19 protein-coding genes are annotated in these 20,861 nt (G+C 53.7%); all 19 read right to left on the bottom strand.

Annotated elements, in window-relative coordinates:
• Positions 1–73: 73 nt before the first annotated feature.
• Positions 74–865, bottom strand: coding sequence for an ABC transporter ATP-binding protein (locus ACLU9Q_RS07060; protein WP_296906125.1), 792 nt, complete (start codon positions 863–865; stop codon positions 74–76).
• Positions 844–1,629: an ABC transporter permease gene (locus ACLU9Q_RS07055; protein ID WP_296832173.1), complete on the bottom strand. Its 786-nt coding sequence runs from the start codon at positions 1,627–1,629 to the stop codon at positions 844–846. The genes ACLU9Q_RS07060 and ACLU9Q_RS07055 overlap by 22 nt, the downstream gene beginning before the upstream one ends.
• 22 nt (positions 1,630–1,651) lie before the next feature.
• Positions 1,652–3,145 (bottom strand): lactate racemase domain-containing protein, encoded by a 1,494-nt coding sequence (locus ACLU9Q_RS07050; RefSeq protein WP_296832170.1) that lies wholly within the window; start codon positions 3,143–3,145, stop codon positions 1,652–1,654.
• Between the two features lie 14 nt (positions 3,146–3,159).
• A complete protein-coding gene (locus ACLU9Q_RS07045) occupies positions 3,160–3,996 on the bottom strand; it encodes a triose-phosphate isomerase family protein (RefSeq protein ID WP_296832165.1) in 837 nt (278 codons plus the stop codon).
• A gap of 15 nt (positions 3,997–4,011) precedes the next feature.
• Positions 4,012–5,172 carry a 6-phosphofructokinase gene (locus tag ACLU9Q_RS07040; RefSeq protein ID WP_296906122.1) on the bottom strand — a complete coding sequence of 387 codons (1,161 nt, stop codon included), beginning with the start codon at positions 5,170–5,172 and terminating at the stop codon, positions 4,012–4,014.
• Between the two features lies 1 nt (position 5,173).
• Positions 5,174–6,331 (bottom strand): class II fructose-bisphosphate aldolase, encoded by a 1,158-nt coding sequence (locus ACLU9Q_RS07035; protein WP_296840322.1) that lies wholly within the window; start codon positions 6,329–6,331, stop codon positions 5,174–5,176.
• Positions 6,332–6,542: 211 nt separating this feature from the next.
• Positions 6,543–7,775 carry an ROK family transcriptional regulator gene (locus tag ACLU9Q_RS07030; RefSeq protein WP_296840319.1) on the bottom strand — a complete coding sequence of 411 codons (1,233 nt, stop codon included), beginning with the start codon at positions 7,773–7,775 and terminating at the stop codon, positions 6,543–6,545.
• Positions 7,766–8,581, bottom strand: a complete 816-nt coding sequence (locus ACLU9Q_RS07025) for a type III pantothenate kinase (protein ID WP_296840316.1) — start codon at positions 8,579–8,581, stop codon at positions 7,766–7,768. The genes ACLU9Q_RS07030 and ACLU9Q_RS07025 overlap by 10 nt, the downstream gene beginning before the upstream one ends.
• 27 nt (positions 8,582–8,608) lie before the next feature.
• The gene (locus ACLU9Q_RS07020) at positions 8,609–9,238 is read right to left on the bottom strand and encodes an ECF transporter S component (RefSeq protein WP_296840313.1); all 630 of its coding nucleotides are present in this window, start codon (positions 9,236–9,238) and stop codon (positions 8,609–8,611) included.
• A gap of 93 nt (positions 9,239–9,331) precedes the next feature.
• Positions 9,332–10,537, bottom strand: a complete 1,206-nt coding sequence (coaBC, locus tag ACLU9Q_RS07015) for a bifunctional phosphopantothenoylcysteine decarboxylase/phosphopantothenate--cysteine ligase CoaBC (RefSeq protein WP_296840310.1) — start codon at positions 10,535–10,537, stop codon at positions 9,332–9,334.
• Between the two features lie 34 nt (positions 10,538–10,571).
• The gene (locus tag ACLU9Q_RS07010) at positions 10,572–11,306 is read right to left on the bottom strand and encodes a tRNA (adenine(22)-N(1))-methyltransferase (RefSeq protein WP_296840307.1); all 735 of its coding nucleotides are present in this window, start codon (positions 11,304–11,306) and stop codon (positions 10,572–10,574) included.
• A 31-nt stretch (positions 11,307–11,337) separates the two neighbouring features.
• Complete coding sequence (dnaG, locus tag ACLU9Q_RS07005) at positions 11,338–13,113, bottom strand: DNA primase (protein ID WP_296906117.1); 1,776 nt, start codon at positions 13,111–13,113, stop codon at positions 11,338–11,340.
• Between the two features lie 16 nt (positions 13,114–13,129).
• Positions 13,130–14,137, bottom strand: coding sequence for a deoxyguanosinetriphosphate triphosphohydrolase (locus tag ACLU9Q_RS07000; RefSeq protein ID WP_296835253.1), 1,008 nt, complete (start codon positions 14,135–14,137; stop codon positions 13,130–13,132).
• 75 nt (positions 14,138–14,212) lie between these two features.
• Positions 14,213–16,450, bottom strand: coding sequence for a DNA internalization-related competence protein ComEC/Rec2 (locus ACLU9Q_RS06995; protein ID WP_302592726.1), 2,238 nt, complete (start codon positions 16,448–16,450; stop codon positions 14,213–14,215).
• A gap of 67 nt (positions 16,451–16,517) precedes the next feature.
• On the bottom strand, positions 16,518–17,486 hold the full coding sequence (locus ACLU9Q_RS06990; RefSeq protein ID WP_296835249.1) for a GerMN domain-containing protein: 969 nt from the start codon (positions 17,484–17,486) through the stop codon (positions 16,518–16,520).
• 13 nt (positions 17,487–17,499) lie between these two features.
• Positions 17,500–18,951 carry a sensor histidine kinase gene (locus tag ACLU9Q_RS06985; RefSeq protein ID WP_296906115.1) on the bottom strand — a complete coding sequence of 484 codons (1,452 nt, stop codon included), beginning with the start codon at positions 18,949–18,951 and terminating at the stop codon, positions 17,500–17,502.
• 9 nt (positions 18,952–18,960) lie between these two features.
• Positions 18,961–19,650, bottom strand: coding sequence for a response regulator transcription factor (locus ACLU9Q_RS06980; RefSeq protein ID WP_296835245.1), 690 nt, complete (start codon positions 19,648–19,650; stop codon positions 18,961–18,963).
• An 11-nt stretch (positions 19,651–19,661) separates the two neighbouring features.
• Positions 19,662–20,315, bottom strand: coding sequence for a helix-hairpin-helix domain-containing protein (locus ACLU9Q_RS06975; RefSeq protein WP_302592727.1), 654 nt, complete (start codon positions 20,313–20,315; stop codon positions 19,662–19,664).
• Positions 20,316–20,423: 108 nt separating this feature from the next.
• Positions 20,424–20,852, bottom strand: a complete 429-nt coding sequence (locus ACLU9Q_RS06970) for a DMT family transporter (RefSeq protein ID WP_296835241.1) — start codon at positions 20,850–20,852, stop codon at positions 20,424–20,426.
• Between the last annotated feature and the right edge of the window lie 9 nt (positions 20,853–20,861).

Raw genomic sequence — 20,861 nt, 5'->3', positions numbered from 1 at the left:
CTTTAATGAAATTATTTTAACCGCTTTGCGGTCAGTCACATCATCAGGGTCCGCTGCTTCTGACCCGGCTTCATTATTTGCGTACCGCCAGGAATTCCTGGTATACCTCGTTCCAGATCTCCGCCTTCAGCTCCAGGAAGCGCGGATCTGATTTCGTCTCCTGCGTTCTCGGATACGGAATATCGATATCCACGATTCTTTTAATACGCCCCGGACGCGCGCTCATGATAATCACGCGCTGCGCCAGAATAATTGCCTCATCCACATCATGTGTGATGAAAAAGCAGGTCTTTTTCTCCTGCTCCCAGGTATTTAAAAGCTCCGTCTGAAGCTGCACGCGCGTCTGCGCATCCAGCGCTCCGAACGGCTCGTCCAGAAGCAGCACCTCCGGGTTTGCCGCATAGGCGCGGGCGATTGCCACACGCTGCTTCATGCCGCCGGAGAGCTCCTTCGGATAGGAATGCTCAAAGCCCTCCAGGCCGACCGCCTTTATGTATTTCCGGGCGATCTCCTCCGCCTGGTCCTTCGGCACCTTTTTCATTTCCAGACCGAACATAACATTCTTGATGACTGTCCGCCACGGAAACAGCGCATACTGCTGGAATACAACGCCGCGCTCCACGCCGGTCCCCTCGATCTGCTTTCCGTCCAGATAGACCGCCCCGCTGGTCGGCTCCAGGAGACCGGCAATGATATTCAGCAGCGTGGACTTGCCGCAGCCCGAGGGACCTACCACGCAGATGAATTCATTTTCCGCAATATCAAGGTTTACCCCGTTCAGCGCCACCACCTTGCCGTTGCGCCCCTGGTATTCCTTGTATACATTATCGATTTTTAATTTGACTAATTTATCTTCTCTTGCCATCCCGTTAATTTCCTTTCTATGATATCTACAATCTTCACCAGAATTAAACCGATGATGCCAAGCAGAATGATGTACATCAGCATCGGAGCCGACTCAAAGGAGTTCGACAGAGAGCGGATACGCATACCGATACCTGCCTGCGCACCGGTCGATTCCGCCGCCAGCAGTGTTGTCAGCGCCGCGCCGAGTCCGAGACGGATCGCCGTGATGATAAACGGTACGGTTGCCGGACAGATGATTTTCCAGAAAATATCAAAATCGTTTGCCCCAAGCACTCTTGCCGCTTTGATCAGCGTAACGTCGATGTTTTTGATTCCCTGATAGATGGTGATGCTCATGGTCATAAAGGTGCAGATCCAGATAAGGATTACTGCCGGTTTCTGACCGACACCGAAGGTGATGACCAGAAGCGGCGCGTACGCCAGCGCCGGGATATTGCGGATAAAGTTAATCCACGGCTCGATGATTTTCTGCACCGGCGTGTACCATGCCATCAGAAATGCCACCGGCAGCGCCGTGATAAAGCCAAGCCCGAAACCGATCCCCACGCAGGTCATACTGCTGGCGATATCCTTCCAGAATACCCCGCGGTCGACCATCGTGCCGACCGCCGGCACTACCTTGTCGGCAAACGGAAAGCTTCTCCCGGTCGCCTCACCGATGGACAGCAGAAACCAGACGAGCATTGCCGCGAGAAACGATATCAGCAGCCAGACCTTATCACTGATTACGATTTTCTTCTTTTTTGTTCCCTTCTCATTCATGTTTTACCCTCCTTTTATCCCATTATCCACAGCAGGGATGTCCATGACCGTCTCTTGTATGACTGTTCTGGGAAGGATCCTTCATACAGAGATGCACCGCCGCCGTGGTAAAGGTTTTTGGCAGCGCCAGGATGTTCGGATTTGGACCGACGTACTTTTTCATCGCGTCCTGCAGCGCTTCCTCGACGGTCGCGCGTGTTTTCAGTCCCATGCCCCTGGCAATTCCCGGTTCGCGCGCTCCCACAATATAGATCGCGCTGGTGTGCTCTTCTGCCAGATGTCCGCAGCTCATCATGGAAAAACCATGGAAGGGATGGAAGGCATTGGCAAAACGGTATTTGCGGATATATTCTTCATTCGTGGCGAAATATTCACCGTAGCGGTTCATATCGGGCAGAATATTCATAGAATCATGCTGGAACATCTCATAAAGTTCGCGCAGGTAAGGCCATCTCTCGTCGTGGAACCACCCGTCGCAGATGCTCGGAACAATAAATACGCAGCGGTCGCTCAGCACCCGTTTGTGGCGGATCACCTGCGCAGACAGCGCCTGCATCATCTGGATAGGGTTCGTACCCATGCCATCGCCGTAATGGAAGTTCGTCGGCATTCCGAATACCACCACATCGTACTTCTTCTCCGCCCAGTGTACGTAGGTGCGCTTATCCGCCATCTTCCAGCTGACGGGCTGCATCTCCTTTGCATAGCCGGAATTAATTTCGATCTGGCGCGACTTCGTGTCCAGCACCGCGTCGCAGCAGAAGAATTTCTTCCCCATCTTCTCTTCCATAAACATGCCGTGGCGGTCAAATTTCTGGCGCATCACGCTGCTGGTGGAGACCGGAACGAAGTCCGGCTTGTGCATCACCTCCGGCACATGGTGGCTGGCAATGCTCCGCCAATGGCTGATGCCGGTCGCACAGTGCTTGTAGCCGCCCGAATAGCCGCCATAAGGATTGCCCTGCGTATGCCCGATGAGGATCGCAACATCCGCGTCAAACACGTATTTGTTCATGATCACATGGTCGCCCGCCTCGGTATATCCAAGGTCTACCAGGTGATCGTAGTCTTCGCTGTCATGGCTGGTGATCTGCCCGAGCGGATAAAACTCATTAAACAGCTCCTCGCCGAGGATCGTGCGCATCTCCTTCACCGTTGCACGCGGGTGCAGTCCGTTGGAAAACAGCAGGAGCACATCCTTCTTCTCCACGCCGACGCTGTAAAGCTCGTCGAGGCAGGCGCGGATCGCCACCTTGCGGTGCGAGGTCGGCTGGTTGCCGCCCTTTACGATATCCGGAATGACGATGACAACCTTATCGCCCGCCTTCGCAATTTCCGTAAGCGTTGGCATCCCGATCGGATTGCGGATACTCTGCATAGTCGCCTCATAAAGGCTGTCCCAGTCCTGCGGAAGACACGGCGGATCGGGAACCGTTTCGCCGGGTATAAAAACATCTGTGGTATCCGGCAATTCGGCGCTCATCATGCCATTGCCATACTCAAACTCTAATCTCATATCTCATCCTCCTGCTATTCTCCCAAGTATAAACGAATGATTTCCAGATATTCCTCCGGATAGAAGCCAATTTCACCCTGAAATCTTGTCAGCGCGATCAGTCCGCCGTCAATTTCTTCAATAGATGCAAGCATTGCTGCATTGTCGGCTTTTAATCCCCCGCCGTACACCACGTCCATGCCGCCCGTCTGCTCCTTTACAAAGCGTGCGATCTTTGTGATGTAATCCTTGCCCGCAGGCGTCTTGCCCGGCCCGATGCTCCACACAGGCTCATAGGCAATGACCACCTTCGATTTATCAACGCCATCCAGCCCGACGGAAAGCTGTTCTCCAAGGACCTGCTCCCACTGCGGCTGTTCCTCGCTTGTCTCACCGATGCAATAGACCACCTTCAGACCGGCGTCCATTGCGCATTTGATTTCCTTATTTAATAGGCGGTTGACGGCTGACATATCGGATACGCCCGCCTCCGCCAGAATGCCTTTTTTATCGTTGCGCTCCTCGCAGTGCCCGATCAGCGTCGCCGCACAGCCCATCGCTTTCACGATGGATGCCGGGCGGTTTGTGGTGAACGCACCGAAATTGCCGCCGACCGCCGTGTTATCGCGGTACACGCCCTGGCTGCCGATCTGCAGCGGGCTGTTTTCGGAAAGCGCCGCCACTGCTTGCAGAAGATGCGCCTCCGGCAGAAACTGAACAAATTCCACCTTCTGCGGATCGTATTTTCTAAGCGCATCCTGGGTATTCTCCACGATCGTCTTTCCCCACTCCTGCACCGGTGCAAGACGGTTGACGCCGCCGAGCGATACCGGAACGTCAAAGCGCTTTAAATTCAAATAAATATGCTTCATAATCATTCTACCTTTCTATCTGAGAAATGCATACTGCGGGAAATCCTCTCCCATCAGCGGCTCCGCGTAATCAAAGAACGCGTCGGCGATCTGATTGCCTCCCTCGATCCATTCCAGCGGAAATTTCTTTTCCGCATTCGCCACGCCGGAAAGCGGCGTCAGAAACAGTCTGCTGATATATTTCGGTCTGCGGATCGCCTCGATTGCAACCATCTGCCCGCTCTGTCCGCGCAGCGCTGATTCCAGTGCGTATCTGCCGACCTCGTATGCTTCCTTCCGGTCGGTCGATGATACGTAGGGAATGCTGCATCTGCCGAGCAGTCCCGGTTTTTCTGCACGCGATTTGATGCCAAGCTTCTGCATGATCTGGTCTGATATGTACTGCGCCGTTCCGCCCGGAACTGTATGCCCAAAGCCGTCCACGATGCCGGTGTCCGCCAGCGGCTTTCCATCCAATCCGCAGAGACCCTCGCTCACCGTCACCAGCAGCCCGTTCCCCTTCGCGTAGCCCGCCTCGATATCGGCAAGCATTTTATCAACATCCACCGGAAGCTCCGGCAGATAAGTAAGCTGCCCGCAGCGCGTCAGGCGCTTCGCCATCGCGCTCGCCGCCGTCACCCAGCCTGCGTTTCTGCCCATCAGCTCCATCACGACCACATGGATCGGCAGCCCGGAGGCATCCAGCGCCAGCTCGGAGGCGCTGATCGCTGCATAGCGCGCCGCGCTCCCAAAGCCCGGACAGTGATCCGTCACCTCCAGATCGTTGTCCATCGTCTTCGGGATTCCGATCACGCGAAGATCCAGTCCTTCCTTCACCGCAAGCTCATTTACCTTATTGCAGGTGTCCATGGAGTCGTTGCCGCCGTTATAAAAGAAGGCGTTGATCTCGTATTTTTTCAAGGTTTCCATCACTGTCGGATAATCGTCTTCCGTCAGCTTCCTGCGGCAGGAACCGATCGCCGACGCCGGGGTGTACTGTAATCTGGCGATCACCTCAGCCGGAACATCCGTCAGATCGATGAGATCACCTTTTAATATCCCCTCCGCGCCAAACCGCGCGGCATATATCTTATCTACTCTGCCTGATGTGCGCGCCGCCTCCACCACGCCCTGCAGCGAGGTGTTGATGACCGCTGTCGGTCCGCCTCCATGGGCGACCAGAATATTCATACTCATACTATATCCCTTTCTTTTTGTAGCGCTCCGCCATCTCATCAAGCGATACGTTTTCGATGAGCGGCGCCCTGCCCACGCTGTCAAATTCCACGATCAGCGTTCCCACAACTTCTTTCACGCCGCGCTCAATGCAGTCTACGATCAGAGCAACATCGTCATCCGGCACATTTCCATACATTACGGTATCCATGATCGGCGGGAAGAACACGCGCGGATCAAATGCCGACGGGTTCTTGCAGAGCAGCTCATAGATCGCCCCGATAGAAGCGCTGTCCCGCAGCGACGGGTTGTACGTAAACAGCTCGCGCAGATTACGGGTAACGGCAAGGCGAATGTCTGTGTCGACGTTGATCTTTCGGATGCCGAGTTTGGAAACTTCCTTTAGCTGCTCTTTCTTGATGCCGTATGCGTCGTGGATATCGCCGCCGAGCGCATTGATCTCGCTGACGATATACTGCGGAACGGTAGAGGAGCCGTGACTGACAAGCGTGCCCTCGATGCCCTCATGCATCATGCATTCCTTCGTCGCGATCGCAATTTCCTTGCGGATAACCGTATCCTTTCCTTTGTTTGCGCCGTGCTTCGTGCCATAGCTGATCGCGAGAGCGTCCACGCCGGTATTTTTGAAGAATTTCACCGCATCCATCGGATTTGTATAGGTAGAGGTTGCCGCAAACACATGATCCTCCACGCCCGCAAGCACGCCAAGCTCGCCCTCAACGGTGACGCCGCGCTCATGCGCATATTTTACGACCTCACGCGTCAGCTCCATATTTTCTTCAAATGGAAGTGCGGAGCCGTCTATCATAACAGAGGTATAGCCTCCCTCGATCGCCGCTGCGCAGGATTCAAAATTCTTGCCGTGATCCAGATGCAGCGCCACCGGGATCGGGCTGTTCTTGGCATATTTCTTTACTGCATTCGCGATATTTAACGCGCCCTTTTTCTTATCCTCCAGTGTGCCGTTTGCAAAATCGGTGCGTCCTCCCATAAAGGCGTTCGCAAGATCCGCTCCCTGCAGGATCGCCGCCGAGCGAAACATCTCATGGACCTCGATCACCGCTTTTGCCTGGCACACTGCGTTTACATTGAATGCGCCCTGCGCGTAATTGTATTTCTCCGTTGCGTCCAGAATCGCTCTCATTGGTACTAATGGCATTTTCTCCACCTTTCCTTTCTTCATTGTTTTGGCAAATTGTTTGTTTTCTTAAACTTAATCCTCTGATATTTTCTGTTTTGAACAATTAATTAAAACTTTTAAAAATTATTGAAAACATTATAGCACATTACTTTCTTTGATACAACAGGAAATTAAGGAAATTTTTGAGAATAAAAAAGCGCCTCTGCCATCAGGCAAAAGCGTTTTCTTTTTATTCTACCGTAAGATGTGTTTCCAGGGCATGATTAATAGCCACAGCAGCGGCGCCGAGCGCTCCGCTCGTATGGTCAGGCTCCACAAAAAGAAACTCCGAGCCCCGATATGTCTTGTTGCAGAGGTTCCTGTCCGCCTGCTCTAAAAGCAGCGTGCGGTTCTTCTCCAGACCAAAAAGCTTGCAGTCGATCAGAATCTTCTCCGGACAGGTGAAATTGATAATATTTGCCACTGCCGTTCCGAGCACCTTCACCGCATCCTCCACGATCGCGGCAACGTCTTTATCGCCCTGGCGCTGCGCTTTCATGATCTGAAACATTTCCGGTCTCATCTGTCCGCACAGCTCCTTCAGCCCTGCCGCCTTTCCCTGGCGCAATGCTTCCTCGCACCGCTGTATGACCGCGTAGTCGCTGGAGTACGCCTCCAGACAGCCGCGGTTTCCGCAGACGCACTGCCTGCCGTTCGCCTCCATCACCATATGTCCGACCTCACCGGCGCCGACTACCGAGCCGAGATAATTTGCCATGTTGACGATCAGCGGACAGGCGATACCGGTATCCACGAAAAGATAGGCAAAGCTCTGCACATTTTCCATCTCCCGCCGACGGCGGAACTGCGCGCCGATCGCGCGCACGCAGGCATTGTTTTCCACGATCACCGTTCCCTGATAACCGGTAAGCTCCTGAAAATCCTTACAAATATTTTTGTTGCTCCACTGGGTTCGCGGATGCACCCGCAGAACCCCCTCCTCACGGTCCACCCAGCCTGGCAGCCCGAAGCAGACGCCGGAGATATCTTCTAATTTCAGGCGGCAGTGCTTCAGACAATTCATCACCACCTGGCAGGTCTCCTCCATGCTTCGCCGGTAGTCGGCGTACACCTGCTCGTCGTAATGGGAGTACAGCGGCCGTCCGCAGTAATCTGTCACGCTGACACAGCGGCGCGTTCCGGTGCTCTCGATCCCGATAAAATGATATGCCTCCGGAACGACCTCCAGCAGTCGCGCTTTTCTGCCGATACGCGCCTGATTTGCGTCTCTTACGCTGACCTCCCGCACAATTCCCGCGGAGATCATACTGTTTACATTGGTTGTAATGGTCGGAAGAGTAAGCTCAAGCTGTTCTGCAATGTCCGCACGCTTTACCGGTCCCAGATAATAGATCAGCCGCAGGATGGTCGCCTGATTTGCCGCCTTTACGCGCAGCAGGCTGTTTCCCTGCTCTATTCGCATGGATTTGCCCCTTTCCCCTTCTCCGCGGGCGCCGCAAAGGCTGTCCGGTTTTTCTGATAGATCGTCAGCATTCCCTTCAGAAGCAGCTCTTCATCCAGGATAATCTCTCGGCGGCAGAGCGGAACGACCGTTTTTGCAAGCCCGCCGGTCGCAAGCACCGTCGCCTTCTTTCCAAGCTCCTCCTCGATCCGGTCAATAATGCCGTCCATGGCTGCGGCATTACTGTTTAAAATGCCGCTCTTCATGCAATCAACGGTATTCTTCCCGATCACGCGCTCCGGACTGTCCAGCCCGACACCCTGAAGCTGCGAGGCATTCGACGTCAGCGCGTCCAGGGATACCCGCAGACCGGGATAGATCATGCCTCCGATATAGTTTTTCTTATCATCCACCACGCACACAGTCGTCGCCGTGCCAAGATCGAAGATGATCAGCGGAACCTGATAATGCGTAATACCGGCAACCGCATCCGCCACCAGGTCACTGCCGAGCTGGTTCGGGAAATCCATCAGGATATTAAGCCCCGTTTTCAGCCCCGACTTCACCACCATGATCTCCCGGCGCAGAATTTTTTCCGCCGCCACGCGCATCACGTTGGTGATCTGCGGAACGACCGAGCACACGATACCGCCTGAAATGTCGTCCACCGTATAGCCGTAAATATCCAGCACGTTTTTTATGTCGATGGCATACTCCAGCTCCGTCTTTGTCCGTATCGTCGAGACGCGCTCTATAAAATACGTCTTTTTCTCGTCGATACCGCCGATGACAATATTGGTATTGCCGATATCAATCGCTAAAATCATAGTATCCTCCGATAAAATGCCGGTATTTTATGCCGGCTGTGATTTCTGTTTCAGCGCCGGAATAAACCGCGCTTTATATAAAGCAACTCCTACCGCACCCGTCAGTATCGTCGAAGAAAGCATCTCGCACACAGCGTTAATGCCCACAAAAGTGCAGATAAATACGATAATGTTCTGTCCTCCCATCAGCCCCTGCACATATTCCGTATTTCCGTACAGAAGTACCAGTGCAAGCATGAAAAATGCCGTGTTCAAAAATGCCGAGCAGAAGCCGGTCACGGCACATGCCACGTAAATATTTACATGCCTGCGCACACCGCTGAAGATATAACCGAGCAGAAGCCCGTCGAGCACACGCGGTACAAAACGCTGAATAAAGGCAAGCACCGGATTGATCTCAAACAATATCACACCCATAGCGCTTGTCCCGCCAATGCCAATGCACTGCAGAAAACTGGTGAGTCCAAACACACCGCCTGCGATCGCGCCGCCCGCAGGCCCTAAAACGATTGCGCTGATGGCAACCGGAATCACGTTAAAGGTGATCGCCAGCGGTCCGATGTTCAGATAGCCCAACGGCGTATACGCCATCAGTAAAAGAAGTGCGGTCATAAGACCAAGAATGGTAAGCTGCGTTGTTGAAAATTTTCTGTTCATGATTTTCCTCCTTGTTATCGCTCCAATATGGATACAATACGGTGATGGAACTGCGGGTATTCTTCCTGTTATAATTTACCCGCATCCTTTGGTTTACGGGTTTCCTTTTTTCTGCAAAGCGATGATCCTATCCAGAATGTGCGCGGCTGTCTCCTCCTTGCTGAGCAGAGGGAGTGAGATCTCCTCATCCCGTGTAATCATCGTCACGACGTTGGTATCTGTCCCAAATCCTGCGCCCTCCGTCTTTATACTGTTGGCAACGATCATGTCCAGATTCTTTTTCGTGAGCTTTTCCTTTGCATTTTGCAGCACATTCTGCGTCTCCATGGCAAACCCGCAGAGAAATTGTCCGCTCTTTTTGTGTTCGCCAAGATATTTCAGAATATCCTGCGTGCGCTCCAGCGCAATAGAAAAATTGTCGTCTGATTTTTTCACCTTTTCCGTACTGACCTCTGCCGGACGATAATCCGCCACGGCAGCCGCCTTGATGATGATATCCTGACTGGATGCCAGAGAGGTCACTCTGTCGAACATCTCCTGGGCGGTCGTAACCGGAACTATTTTTACAGACAACGGAGCCTTCAGCGCTGTTTTGCCGGTGACGAGCGTCACCTCCGCTCCGCGGAGCATGGCATTTTCGGCGAGCGCATAGCCCATTTTGCCGGTGGAATGATTCGTGATATAACGCACCGGATCGATCGCCTCCTGCGTCGGTCCCGCCGTCACCAGAATCCGTTTGCCCCTCAGATCCTTCGGGCAGGCGATCTCCTTCTTAATATACGAAAGAAGCTCCTCCGGCTCCGGCATTTTCCCGGCGCCTGTGTCGCCGCACGCCAGATAACCGCTCGCCGGCTGGATAACCTCCCAGCCGTACCTTTCCAGAATCTTCAGATTATCCTGCACGACCGGATTCTCGAACATATTCGTGTTCATCGCCGGTGCAATGATCTTCGGGCATCTGCACGCCAGCGCCGTCGTCGTCAGCATATCGTCCGCTATGCCGTGCGCCAGCTTGCCGATCACATTCGCCGATGCCGGAGCTACCAGCAGAATGTCCGCCTTCTTTGCAAGCGAAACGTGCTCCACCTGAAACTGAAAATTCCGGTCGAAGGTGTCTGTCAGACACTTGTTTCCCACCAGACTTTCAAACGTGATCGGAGTAATGAAATTACATGCATTTTTTGTCATCAGAACGTGAACGTCCGCGTGAAGCTTCTTCAGGGCGCTTGCCAGATACGCGATCTTGTAGGCTGCAATGCTCCCTGTCACTCCAAGCAGTACCGTTTTTCCCTTCAGCATCTCTTTCTTCCTCCTTCTTGCCGCGTCAGATGTATTATAAGCTTTTTGCATGGGGATTGCAAGGGAAAAAGAAGGCCGCTGCTTTTTCTATCATCTGCAGTTTCTCTGTAAGTTCCTTCCGGCGCCCGGCGATTTTTTCCCCGTCCCGTCCCTGCAGACTCTCAAGAATTTCCAGGCAGGTCTTTTCTTCCTTCCGCAGAAATTCCTGCAGCGCCGGATTTTTCTGCCGGATGAGAAATCTTCCGAAGCAGTATTCATAATCTTCCCAGGGGGGTGTCTTTGGATTTTTCACGCGCTCCGCCCGCATCATCGGATAAAACTTTCCATCGTCCTTTACCATATCCTCGGCAGTAATGACCAGCCCCTCCGCATGCAGAAAGCGGCGCACGCTCTCAATCTCGGACTGCGGCTGCAGAACGAAAACATCTGTTTTGGCAAGCTGCGCCCTGCCCTCCGAGAGAATTTTTATGGTAAGCGGACCGCCCATTCCGGCGATCACCACGCAGTCCGCCTCTCCCGGCTGCAGTTTTTGCGCCCCGTCCGAGAGCCTGGTGGTGATCTTCGCTTCCAGATGCTGCCGGCGGATGTGTTCCTGCGCCCGCAAAAGCGGTCCGCGGTTGACGTCCATTGCCACCGCATACTCCAGACTCTCCTGCTGCGCGAGGAAAATCGGCAGATAGCCGTGATCCGTTCCGATATCCGCCAGCCGTTTCGCGCCCCTCGTCAACCCTGCAATGGCAGACAGGCGTATTGATAATTGTATGCTCAATATTTTCTCCTTTATTGTCTTTTTCCGGTTTTTAGCAGGCTTGAAAGGAGAAGCTCGCCGCCGCGATCTCCCGCACACGTTTCTGCTCCGCTATCAGCTTCTGCAGCCCTGCCATATCGGTGGGCGACAATTCTTTTTTCCGCCTCTCCAGACTGCTCAGGAAGATCTTCTGCAGGGTTTCCTTAAATGCTTTCTCGCGCTCCGCCTCCGACTCCACCGCCAGCGTGGAATGAAAGAGCGCCGCCGCCTGGCTCTGCTCCTCCGGATCGGTAAAATGATTGATAATCTTTGCCGGGGATTTTTCCCCCGCCTCATACTGCGCAAATAAAAGCTCCGCCACCGTCCGGTACGGCTCCCCGGTGAAATCATCCGGCGTGATAAACCTGCGCGCGCCCTCATAGAGCGACGGGTACTCGATCAGCCACGTGAGGAGCAGCTTCTGGGACTTTAAGAGCCCCGGCTCTTTTTCCTGCCGCCGTGCCTGACTGCGCGCAGTCTCCGTCCGCGAATAATTCATGCCTTTCAGCGCAATGCTGTTCACCAGCTTACGAAGGCTGTCCGCGCCCACTCCGTAGCGGCGCGCCACTGCCTCCAGATAATTTTCGCGCTCCAGCTCCTGCTCAAAACCCACTAACTTTTTGGCAACCGCCTCATAAAACGCCGTCTTTCCCTTGGGATCGTTCATATCAAAGGATTTTTGCAGAATATCCGTCTCAAACAGGAAGCTGTTCTGAGCGTCGTCGATCCGCTTCTGAAATTCCTCCGCTCCAAGCGCCTTGATAAATTCATCAGGATCTTTATAAGGGCGCATATTCAGCACGCGCGCCGTCACCCCCGCCTCCGCAAGCAGCGGGATCGCGCGCAAAGCCGCGCGCACGCCCGCCTCGTCGCTGTCGTAGGTCAGTATCACCTCGTCCGTATAACGGCGGATGAGACTGGCATGCTGCGAGGTCAGCGCCGTCCCCAGGGATGCTACCGCATTGATAAATCCAGCCTGGTGCAGCGAGATCACATCCATATAGCCCTCGCACACCAGAAGCTGCTTCTTGCGCGCGGTCTTTGCAAAATTCAGCCCGTAAAGATTACGGCTCTTATCAAACACCACCGTCTCCGGGGAATTTAAATATTTCGGTTTTCCGTCGCCCATCACGCGGCCGCCAAAGCCGATCACCCTGCCGTTCACGTCCATGATCGGGAAGATGACGCGGTTCCAGAATTTATCGTACATGCCATGCTTCTCGTCCACCTGCATCAGCCCGGACTGCGCCAGCAGCTCGTCTGAGATACCCTTTCCCTTCAGATAACGGTAGAGATCGTTGCTGTATTTATTTGCATAGCCGAGTCCGAAGCGGTGAATCGTCTCATCTGAAAGCTGGCGGTCCTTCAGATACTTCATGGCATGTGCGCCGTTCTCCTGGCGGAGCTGATAGTAAAAATACTTCGCCGCCATTTTATTTAATTCCAGAATACGGCTGCGCAGGCTCTGCTCCCGCCGCATCTCCTCACTCGCCTCCTGCTCCGGAAGCTGCACGCCCGCGCGGTCAGCCAGCACCTTCATCGCTTCCGGGAAGGTATAGTGCTCGTATTCCATCAGAAACGTAAAGACATTGCCGCCCGCTCCGCAGCCAAAGCAATAATACATCTGCTTTTCCCGCGATACGGAGAAAGACGCCGATTTTTCGCTGTGAAACGGACATAGTCCAAAGTAAGAGCTGCCCTTTCTCTGCAGCCGTACATAGCCTGAGATCACATCCACAATATCATTTCTGGAGCGCACCTCTTCCACAAGATCCTCCGAGTAAAACATCGTTTTCTTCCTTTCTTTAAAGCCTCCACGCCTTCGGAATAAAGTATTCCGCATATTTCGTCATCGCATACTGGTCGGTCATGCCGGAAATGTAATCACACACCACGCGCGGCACGCTCTGCCCGCCTCTTGTCACCATCTCCTGGTATTCCAGCGGCAGCACCTCCAGGTGCTTTTCATAATATTCGTACAGGGCAGCGATCATATTCTCCGCCTTGGTCTCCTCTCCCTTTGCAGCCGGGTTCGTATACACGCTCTTAAACATGAATTTGCGGATATTCTTCATTGCCTGCTCCACCTCCGGCGACTGGCAGATATCCGGTTTTCCCTGGCTGTTGCTCACGATATCGTGGATCATCGTGTTCAGCCGCTCCTTGATGGTGCTGCCGAGCACCTGACGGTATTCCAGCGGGATCTCCTCCTCGCGCAGGATGCCCGCGCGCTCCGCGTCATCAATATCGTGGTTGATATAAGCGATCTTATCCGAGAGACGCACAACCTTCCCCTCCAGCGTAGAAGGATTCCCGCTCGTACGGTGATTGCGGATGCCGTCCCGCACCTCCCAGGTGAGGTTTAGTCCCCTGCCCTTTTTCTCCAGCAGCTCCACCACGCGGATGCTCTGCTCGCTGTGGATAAATCCGTCCGGGCAGACACGGTTCAGCACGCGCTCCCCGGCGTGGCCGAACGGCGTGTGTCCGAGGTCGTGCCCCATCGCGATCGCTTCCGTCAGATTTTCGTTCAGGCGCAGCGCCTGCGCGATCGTGCGCGCGATCTGCGACACCTCCAGCGTGTGCGTCAGACGGTCGCGGTAGTGGTCGCCCTGCGGATTCAGAAAGACCTGCGTCTTATGCTTTAACCTTCGGAACGATTTGCAATGCAGAATGCGGTCGCGGTCACGCTGGTAGACCGGCCGTATATCACACTGTGCCTCTTCCCGGTCTCTTCCGCGCGTATTTCTGCTCAGACTCGCGTATTCACTTAAAAACTCCTCTTCCCTGTTTTCCGCCATCTCCCGGATGTTCATAGACTTCCCCTCCCTTGCTGAAATTCCATTTTTCAAAAATTCCGGTCCTCACAATGCTCTTTTCGCCCCCTGCCTTCACGGCTTCAGATGCCCGGTCACGGTGTATCCGTCGTCTGTTACCTTCACTGTGATCGCGCCCAAAAGATCGGTGCGCGCCGCCAGACTGCCGCTCTCGTCGAGCCGCTTTAGCAGCTGGGCGTGCGGATGCCCGTAGGAATTGTTTTCCCCGCAGGAGATTACCGCGATCTCCGGTTTTGTCATCTCCAGAAAAAGCTCCGGCGTGGAATTCTTTGAGCCGTGATGCGCCGCCTTCAGCACATCCACATCGCCAAGGCTTCCCTCCTGCAGAAGCGCCTTCTCGCCGGTTCCTTCCACATCTCCCGTAAACAGGGCTTTGAAGGAACCGACGCTCACCTCGGCGACCACCGAAGAGGCGTTGCCGTTTTCATAAGCGCTCCCCCGCTGCGGCGCAAGAATCCGCACCGTCATATCTCCGGCGTTTATGATATCGCCTTTTCCCACAAAGCGCACCGGGATTTCCTGTTTTTTTGCCAGAGACAAAAGCTGCTCTGCTATCTCGTTTTCTTCTCCCGCATCCGGCAGCAGCAGCGTCCCGACGGTGATCCCCGCCGCATTGCGTCCGTCAAGTCCGCGCTCGTACCCCTCCAGCATCTCCAGAAGCGCGCTCACATGATCTTTGTCATAGTGGGAGATCAGCCAGTAATCCACCCTGGCGATGCCGCTGCTTTTCAGAAACGGCTCCACACAGTTTTCGGCTAACTTACTTTCGCTGCTGCTTCCGCCGTCAATCATCCAGACAGAATGATCCCGGTTCCGGATACAGCAGCCGTCTCCCTGCCCCACATCCAGAAACGTCATCGAAAAGGCGTGCGGCTCTCCGGCAAAAAATACTCCTGTTAATAGTATAAATGCAATGCCACACTTTATCAAATCCATTTTTTCTGTTTTCATAAAAAATTCATGATTTTTCCGTCCGTTTTCAAATTTTTTGCAGAAAAACATCGCCGAAAACAGAACCGCATAGTAAGCGGCTATTTTCACCGGCTGCGGCTGCCCCGTCACAATCCCCGCGAACGGCAAAAGACGCAGCTTTCCACACGCAAATGCAATGCCCTTCAGCAGATAATGAGCGGGCGCCAGCACAAAGCTTCCAAGCTCCCGGTTAAGAGCAGCGCCGGCGATCCCCGCCATGCCAAAGCCCAGCACAAAGGGCATCAGCGGCAGCACACAGATATTCAGAAGCACATTATATAATGGAAACTGATAGTAAAAATATGCCGTCACCGGAAGCGTCATGATCTGAACTCCCATGCTCATGCCAAGCGTCGTCCCCTTTAAAAGACGGCTCCGGAAGGTTTGCGCAAACAAAATGCCGCCCACCGCGCCAAAGGACAAAAGAAATCCCGCCTGGTGCAGCGCCCTGGCTCTGCAGAGCAATATCGCCGCGGCGGAAACCGCCAGGCTGGTAGCGGGATCTGCCGTGCGCCCCGTCACCTGCGACAGAAGGAAAATGCCAAACATCAGCACCGCCCGCACTGCCGAGACCGGATATCCGGTCATGCAGGCATACGCCGCCGTTACCACGCCGCATATTGCTGCAGAGCCGGTAAAGGAAACGCGCAGTCTCCGCAGCGCCCCAAACAGCGCCATGCCGGTCATGGAAACATGCAGCCCTGAAATCGCAAGCAAATGTAAAATCCCGGTATCCGCATACAGGTCTTTTATTTTCTCGTCCAGGATTCCCTTGTCGCCGAGCAGCATCGCAGACAGCACGCCCGCGTCGGTATCCTCCCCGGCATCCTCCAAAAGTCCCCTTGCATATCGACGAAATTCAGAAATCGCGTTTCGCACCGGATAGATACCGGTATCCCGCTGCAAAATTTCTGCTCTCCGCAAAAGTATTTCGACGCCCATATCCGCATAGTATGCTTTTGCGTCAAAGCCGCCCGGATTTCTCTGCTCCTTCGGATAAGTGCAGACACCGGAAACACGCACACGATTTCCGATTTTAACTTCCTGCGCCCGCTTTAAATATACGATCATTCTGTTTTCATATTCACTGGTTTTCTGCGAAGAATCCGCAGCCTGTGATTCAATGGAAATGTCTTTCAGATAAATTCTCTGACTTTCTTGTTTAAATTCCTGTCTGTAAACTGTGCCGCTTACCGAAAGATCCGCGCCCTCCGGCGCCGGGGAGACAGACGTATTCTGCGTCTCTCCCCGGAAAACGCCGGAAAATGCAAACCACAAAAGAAGCAGACAGCAGATACAGCATAGATGCCTCTCCCGCATTCGTCTCTCCTTTTCTTTTGCCTTCCTGCAGCTTCCTTCAGCGCCGGAAACTGCCGCGTTTTTGTATTTACAGCCCGACCGAGGGCTTCCCGTCCTGTTCCAGCTCCGCCTCTGTGCTCTCCACAGTCTCGATCAGCTCGCTGTTCCGATGGAACGGTCCCGACAGATTCAGACTTTCCTTGTACAGCACGTTCGACTGTCCCTCCACCTGGAACTGTACGCGCTCCACGTCCAGCATATCGCAGAGACTGTCTACGATCGCGTAGATCGTTACCTCCGGAAGAAGCGCTTCATCCCCGCGCACGTTCAGGAACTCCTTGCTCAGGTTCAGCGTGCAGAGGTTGCCCTCCACCGAAACGCTGAGCACGCGCACATCCTCCGGCAGTATCGGCAGAAGCTGCGTATTCATCGGTCCCTTCAAAAGCTGCTCCATCACGACCCGCTCCAGCGTAGTATTGCTGGAATAATGGACATTGCGGACTTCTCTGACGATTTTATTGCCGTCCTTATTGGAAAAATACAGAGAAAGCGCCGCATACCGGTAAGAATTTGTTCCAACCAGCTGATTGATAAACATACTGCCCGTCATCGCTCCCACCGGCTCACCGGAAATATCCCGCAGCACATCATTTCCAATATGGAATACCACGGTACGGATTTCCTTCACCTGCGTCATCGTCATGACAACTCCCGCGCGCAGAAGGATCTCGCTTGCGTTATCAAGCTCCTCATAGGTGTCGTTGAAAGTAACGGTGAGCTGTCCGTCCGACAGGGAGCTGCCGGTAATCTCTACCCCCGACGTAAGCAGACTGGTATGCTCTGCCGACACTGAAGGCGACGCAAGCTTTTCCAGAAGCTCTGCCGCAATCTCTTCCGTATCCTCTGCCTGTGGATGATAGCTCTCCGAAGAAAGCTCCGTGCGCTCCAGGTTTGTATAATAAATCTGGTATCCGGAATTATCCGTTCCCGCTTTCGTGCAGCCCGACATGCCGATCAGCAGGATCACAATCAAAAAACTGAAAAAAATCTTTTTCATCGCTGCCTCCCGACTACTCCGAATAGAGCAGCGGAACGCGCACGGTAAACGTCGTTCCGTTCCCCTCTTCGCTGTATACTTTAATTACGCCGCGATGCATCAGGATCGCATTTCTCGCAATCGCAAGCCCAAGCCCGGTACCGCCGATCTCTCTGGAATGCGATTTGTCCACCCGGTAAAAACGCTCGAAAATATGCTCCTGATCCGCCTGCGGGATGCCGATTCCGTTATCCTCCACCTTCACATAAAAATATTTGTGATCCGTGTTGATCGACAGGTGAACCCAGCCGCCCTCCCGGTTGTACTTTACAGCATTTTCCACGAGGTTTGACAGCGCAAGCGTCAGCTTTGTCTCATCCACCTCCGCGATCACCGGTTTATAGCTGTCAAACACCAGCTCAATATTCCGCTTTGCCGCGATCGGACGCAGACGCTTCAGGATCAGCTCGATCAGCTCGTTGATATTTGTGGACTGGATATTGACGTCGGATGCTCTGCGGTCCATCTTTACAAGCGAAAGCAGATCGTTGATGATCTTGTTTTCACGCTCGATCTCCTCTGCGATATCCTGCAGAAATTCCTTGTAAAGCTCCGCCGGCACATCCTCCTGCATCAGCAGGGAATCCGCCAGTACCTTCATTGAGGTGATCGGCGTTTTCAGCTCATGAGAGACATTCGACACAAATTCCTGGCGCGAATCGTCCAGCGTCTTCATTCTGCCGAGCATACGGTTATACGCTTCCGAGAGCACCTGCGTTTCCGTGTAATCCACCAGCGTGAGATCGTCCTCCAGAAATCCGCCGCTGATTCCCTCCAGCGCCTGCGTCACCTTGCCAAACGGCTTTACCAGAATGCTAGACGCATACAGCGCCGCCACCAGGACCGCAGCAATTAAACCCACCTGCAGGATCGATACCTGTCTGCTGAGTTCTTCCTTACTTTCCATGATATCTGCCGTCTCGGAGCTGACGATCAGCGCCCCGACGACCTGCTTCGTGACCGCCTCCTGGATCGGGATCGCCAGCTCGACAAAACGGCTCGACGAATCGCGCGTAAGACTGACCTCCCCGCGGAAGCATTTGATCACCTCCTCGGATACGAGATATTTCCCGACATCCAGGCTATAGGTATCCTCAATAATCTCAAACTCCCGGTTCGCCACCACCAGGCGTCCGTTGTACAGCTTCGCGAGCTGCTCCATCTCCGTCGCAAAACCGCCGATATCCAGATTCAGATTGGTAACGGCGGTGCCCATACGGTCGGCGAGATTCTGACTCTGATTCTGCAGCATCCTGCCCCGCTGGATCAATGACTGCTCCTCATACCGCTCCAGAATGTTCATCTTCATCAGCAGGATCGGAATGATACCGACCAGACAGACAATCAGAAAGATGCGCAGTCTGAGGCTTTTCAGCAGACGGACGACTCCGGTTTTTTGAAAAATTGACTTCAGTTTGTTTTTCATAGCTTTCCTTTAGTGCTGAAAATAGTAACCTACGCCCCATTTTGTATGTACGTACTTCGGTTCGCTGGGATTTGTCTCAATTTTCTCGCGAAGCCTCCGAATATGGACGTCAACCGTACGCACGTCACCCGGATATTCATACCCCCACACGGTATCCAGCAGGTTCTCGCGGCTGTACACCTTGTTCGGATTAAATACCAGAAGCTCCAGGACGTCAAATTCCTTTGCCGTCAGATTGATCTCTTTTCCTGCGATGGTCACTCTTCTGCTCTCGCAGTCCAGAACCAGATCGCCCACCTGCACGACCCTGCTCTTACTCTCGGCAGCGGCAGGTTTTCCGGTGCGGCGCATGATCGCCTTGAGACGCGCCTTTACCTCCAGAATGTTGAACGGCTTTGTGATATAGTCATCCGCCCCGTACTCAAGTCCCATAATTTTATCCATATCGTCGCCCTTTGCGGTCAGCATGACGATGGGAACGCTGGAGAACTCCCGGATCTGCTGGCACACGGAAAGACCGTCCACCTTCGGCAGCATAAGATCAAGAAGTATGATATCGTATTCCTTATTTTTTGCCATCTGAAGTGCTTCTTCCCCGTCGTATGCGCAGTCCACCTCCATGCCGTCCTGCTCCAGACTGAAACGGATTCCCTTCACAATTAATTTCTCATCATCTACTACCAAAACCTGCTTTGCCATTTGCCTCTCCTTTACCTCACTGCTATCTCATCTTTTATCTTCTGAAAAGTGGCTTCCTTGATGCCGCTTACATTCATAATTTCTTCCGTCGACTGAAAGGCGCCGTTTGCCTCGCGGTACGCAATGATATCCCTTGCGCGCGACTCTCCGATACCGCTCAGGGTACAGAGCTGCGCGATATCTGCGGTGTTAATATTTACCTTCACCGCCACTGCGCTGCTCTCCTGCCCGGAAGAGACGCCGGTCACGCTCTGCTCCAAAGCAGAAATACCCTGCTGCGCGGCTTCCTCCTGTGTATACACATAGATCTTTGCCGCGTCCGCAAGAAGCGCCGCCTGGTTCAGTGACGCCAGATCTGCGTTTTCCAGCAGACCGCCTGCAGCCTCCACCGCATCACAGACGCGCATTCCCTCTTCCAGCTCGTAAACGCCCGGTCGCTGCACCGCTCCGCAGATATCAACAAAAATTTTCTGCGGCTGTGTTTCCATGACGTCCTGCGCCTGTAAAGTCTCCGTGCCGTCTGCCACCAGTCCAGCCTCCTCTGCGGCGCTTTCATCCTGCTCCGTATAGGATTCCCAGACTACCTGCGGCTGCTTTCTTTCGCAGCCCGCGCAGCACAAAAGCACGAGCGCACTGATCAGTCCCGTATAAATTCCTTTTTTCAACTGCATACTCTCCTTTGCCCAAAGACAGCGGAATTCCCCTTATGCATTACCTATTTTAACGGAAATCTGCGGGAATTACAATAGCATTTTTAGAGTTTTGTAATGTTTTTATAACTCAAATGTAATAATTCCTGCGATCGCGATCAGCATCCCGATCAGCTTGCGCACAGAAAATGCCGTCTTTTCCATACCGAAAATTCCAAAAAGCTCGATCAGCCACGCCACCGCGAGCTGGGCGATCACGATCAGCATCGCCGATTTTGCCGGACCGAGCATACTCATGCTTTTCACCACCGTGACCGTGATAAACGCGCCGATAACACCGCCCAGCAGCGTGTATTTGTGCGGCACCTGCGCAAGCGCGCCGAAGCTGCTGCGGTCCGTGATCAGCCAAGCCGCAAGACAGACAATGAGCGCCGAAAACTGCACAAACGAGGTCGACACCCACAGGCTTGTGTTTTTTGTGACATCCGTGTTAAAGACTCCCTGCACGCTCATCAATGCACCCGATAAGAGTGCGATCAGAATTCCAAACATAATAAAACT

This window comes from Marvinbryantia sp. (assembly GCF_047017445.1).
In the GTDB taxonomy this organism is placed as follows: Bacteria; Bacillota; Clostridia; order Lachnospirales; family Lachnospiraceae; genus Marvinbryantia.
The sequence above is the reverse complement of the archived record's forward strand: the minus strand, read 5'-3'. Positions and strand labels throughout refer to the sequence as shown.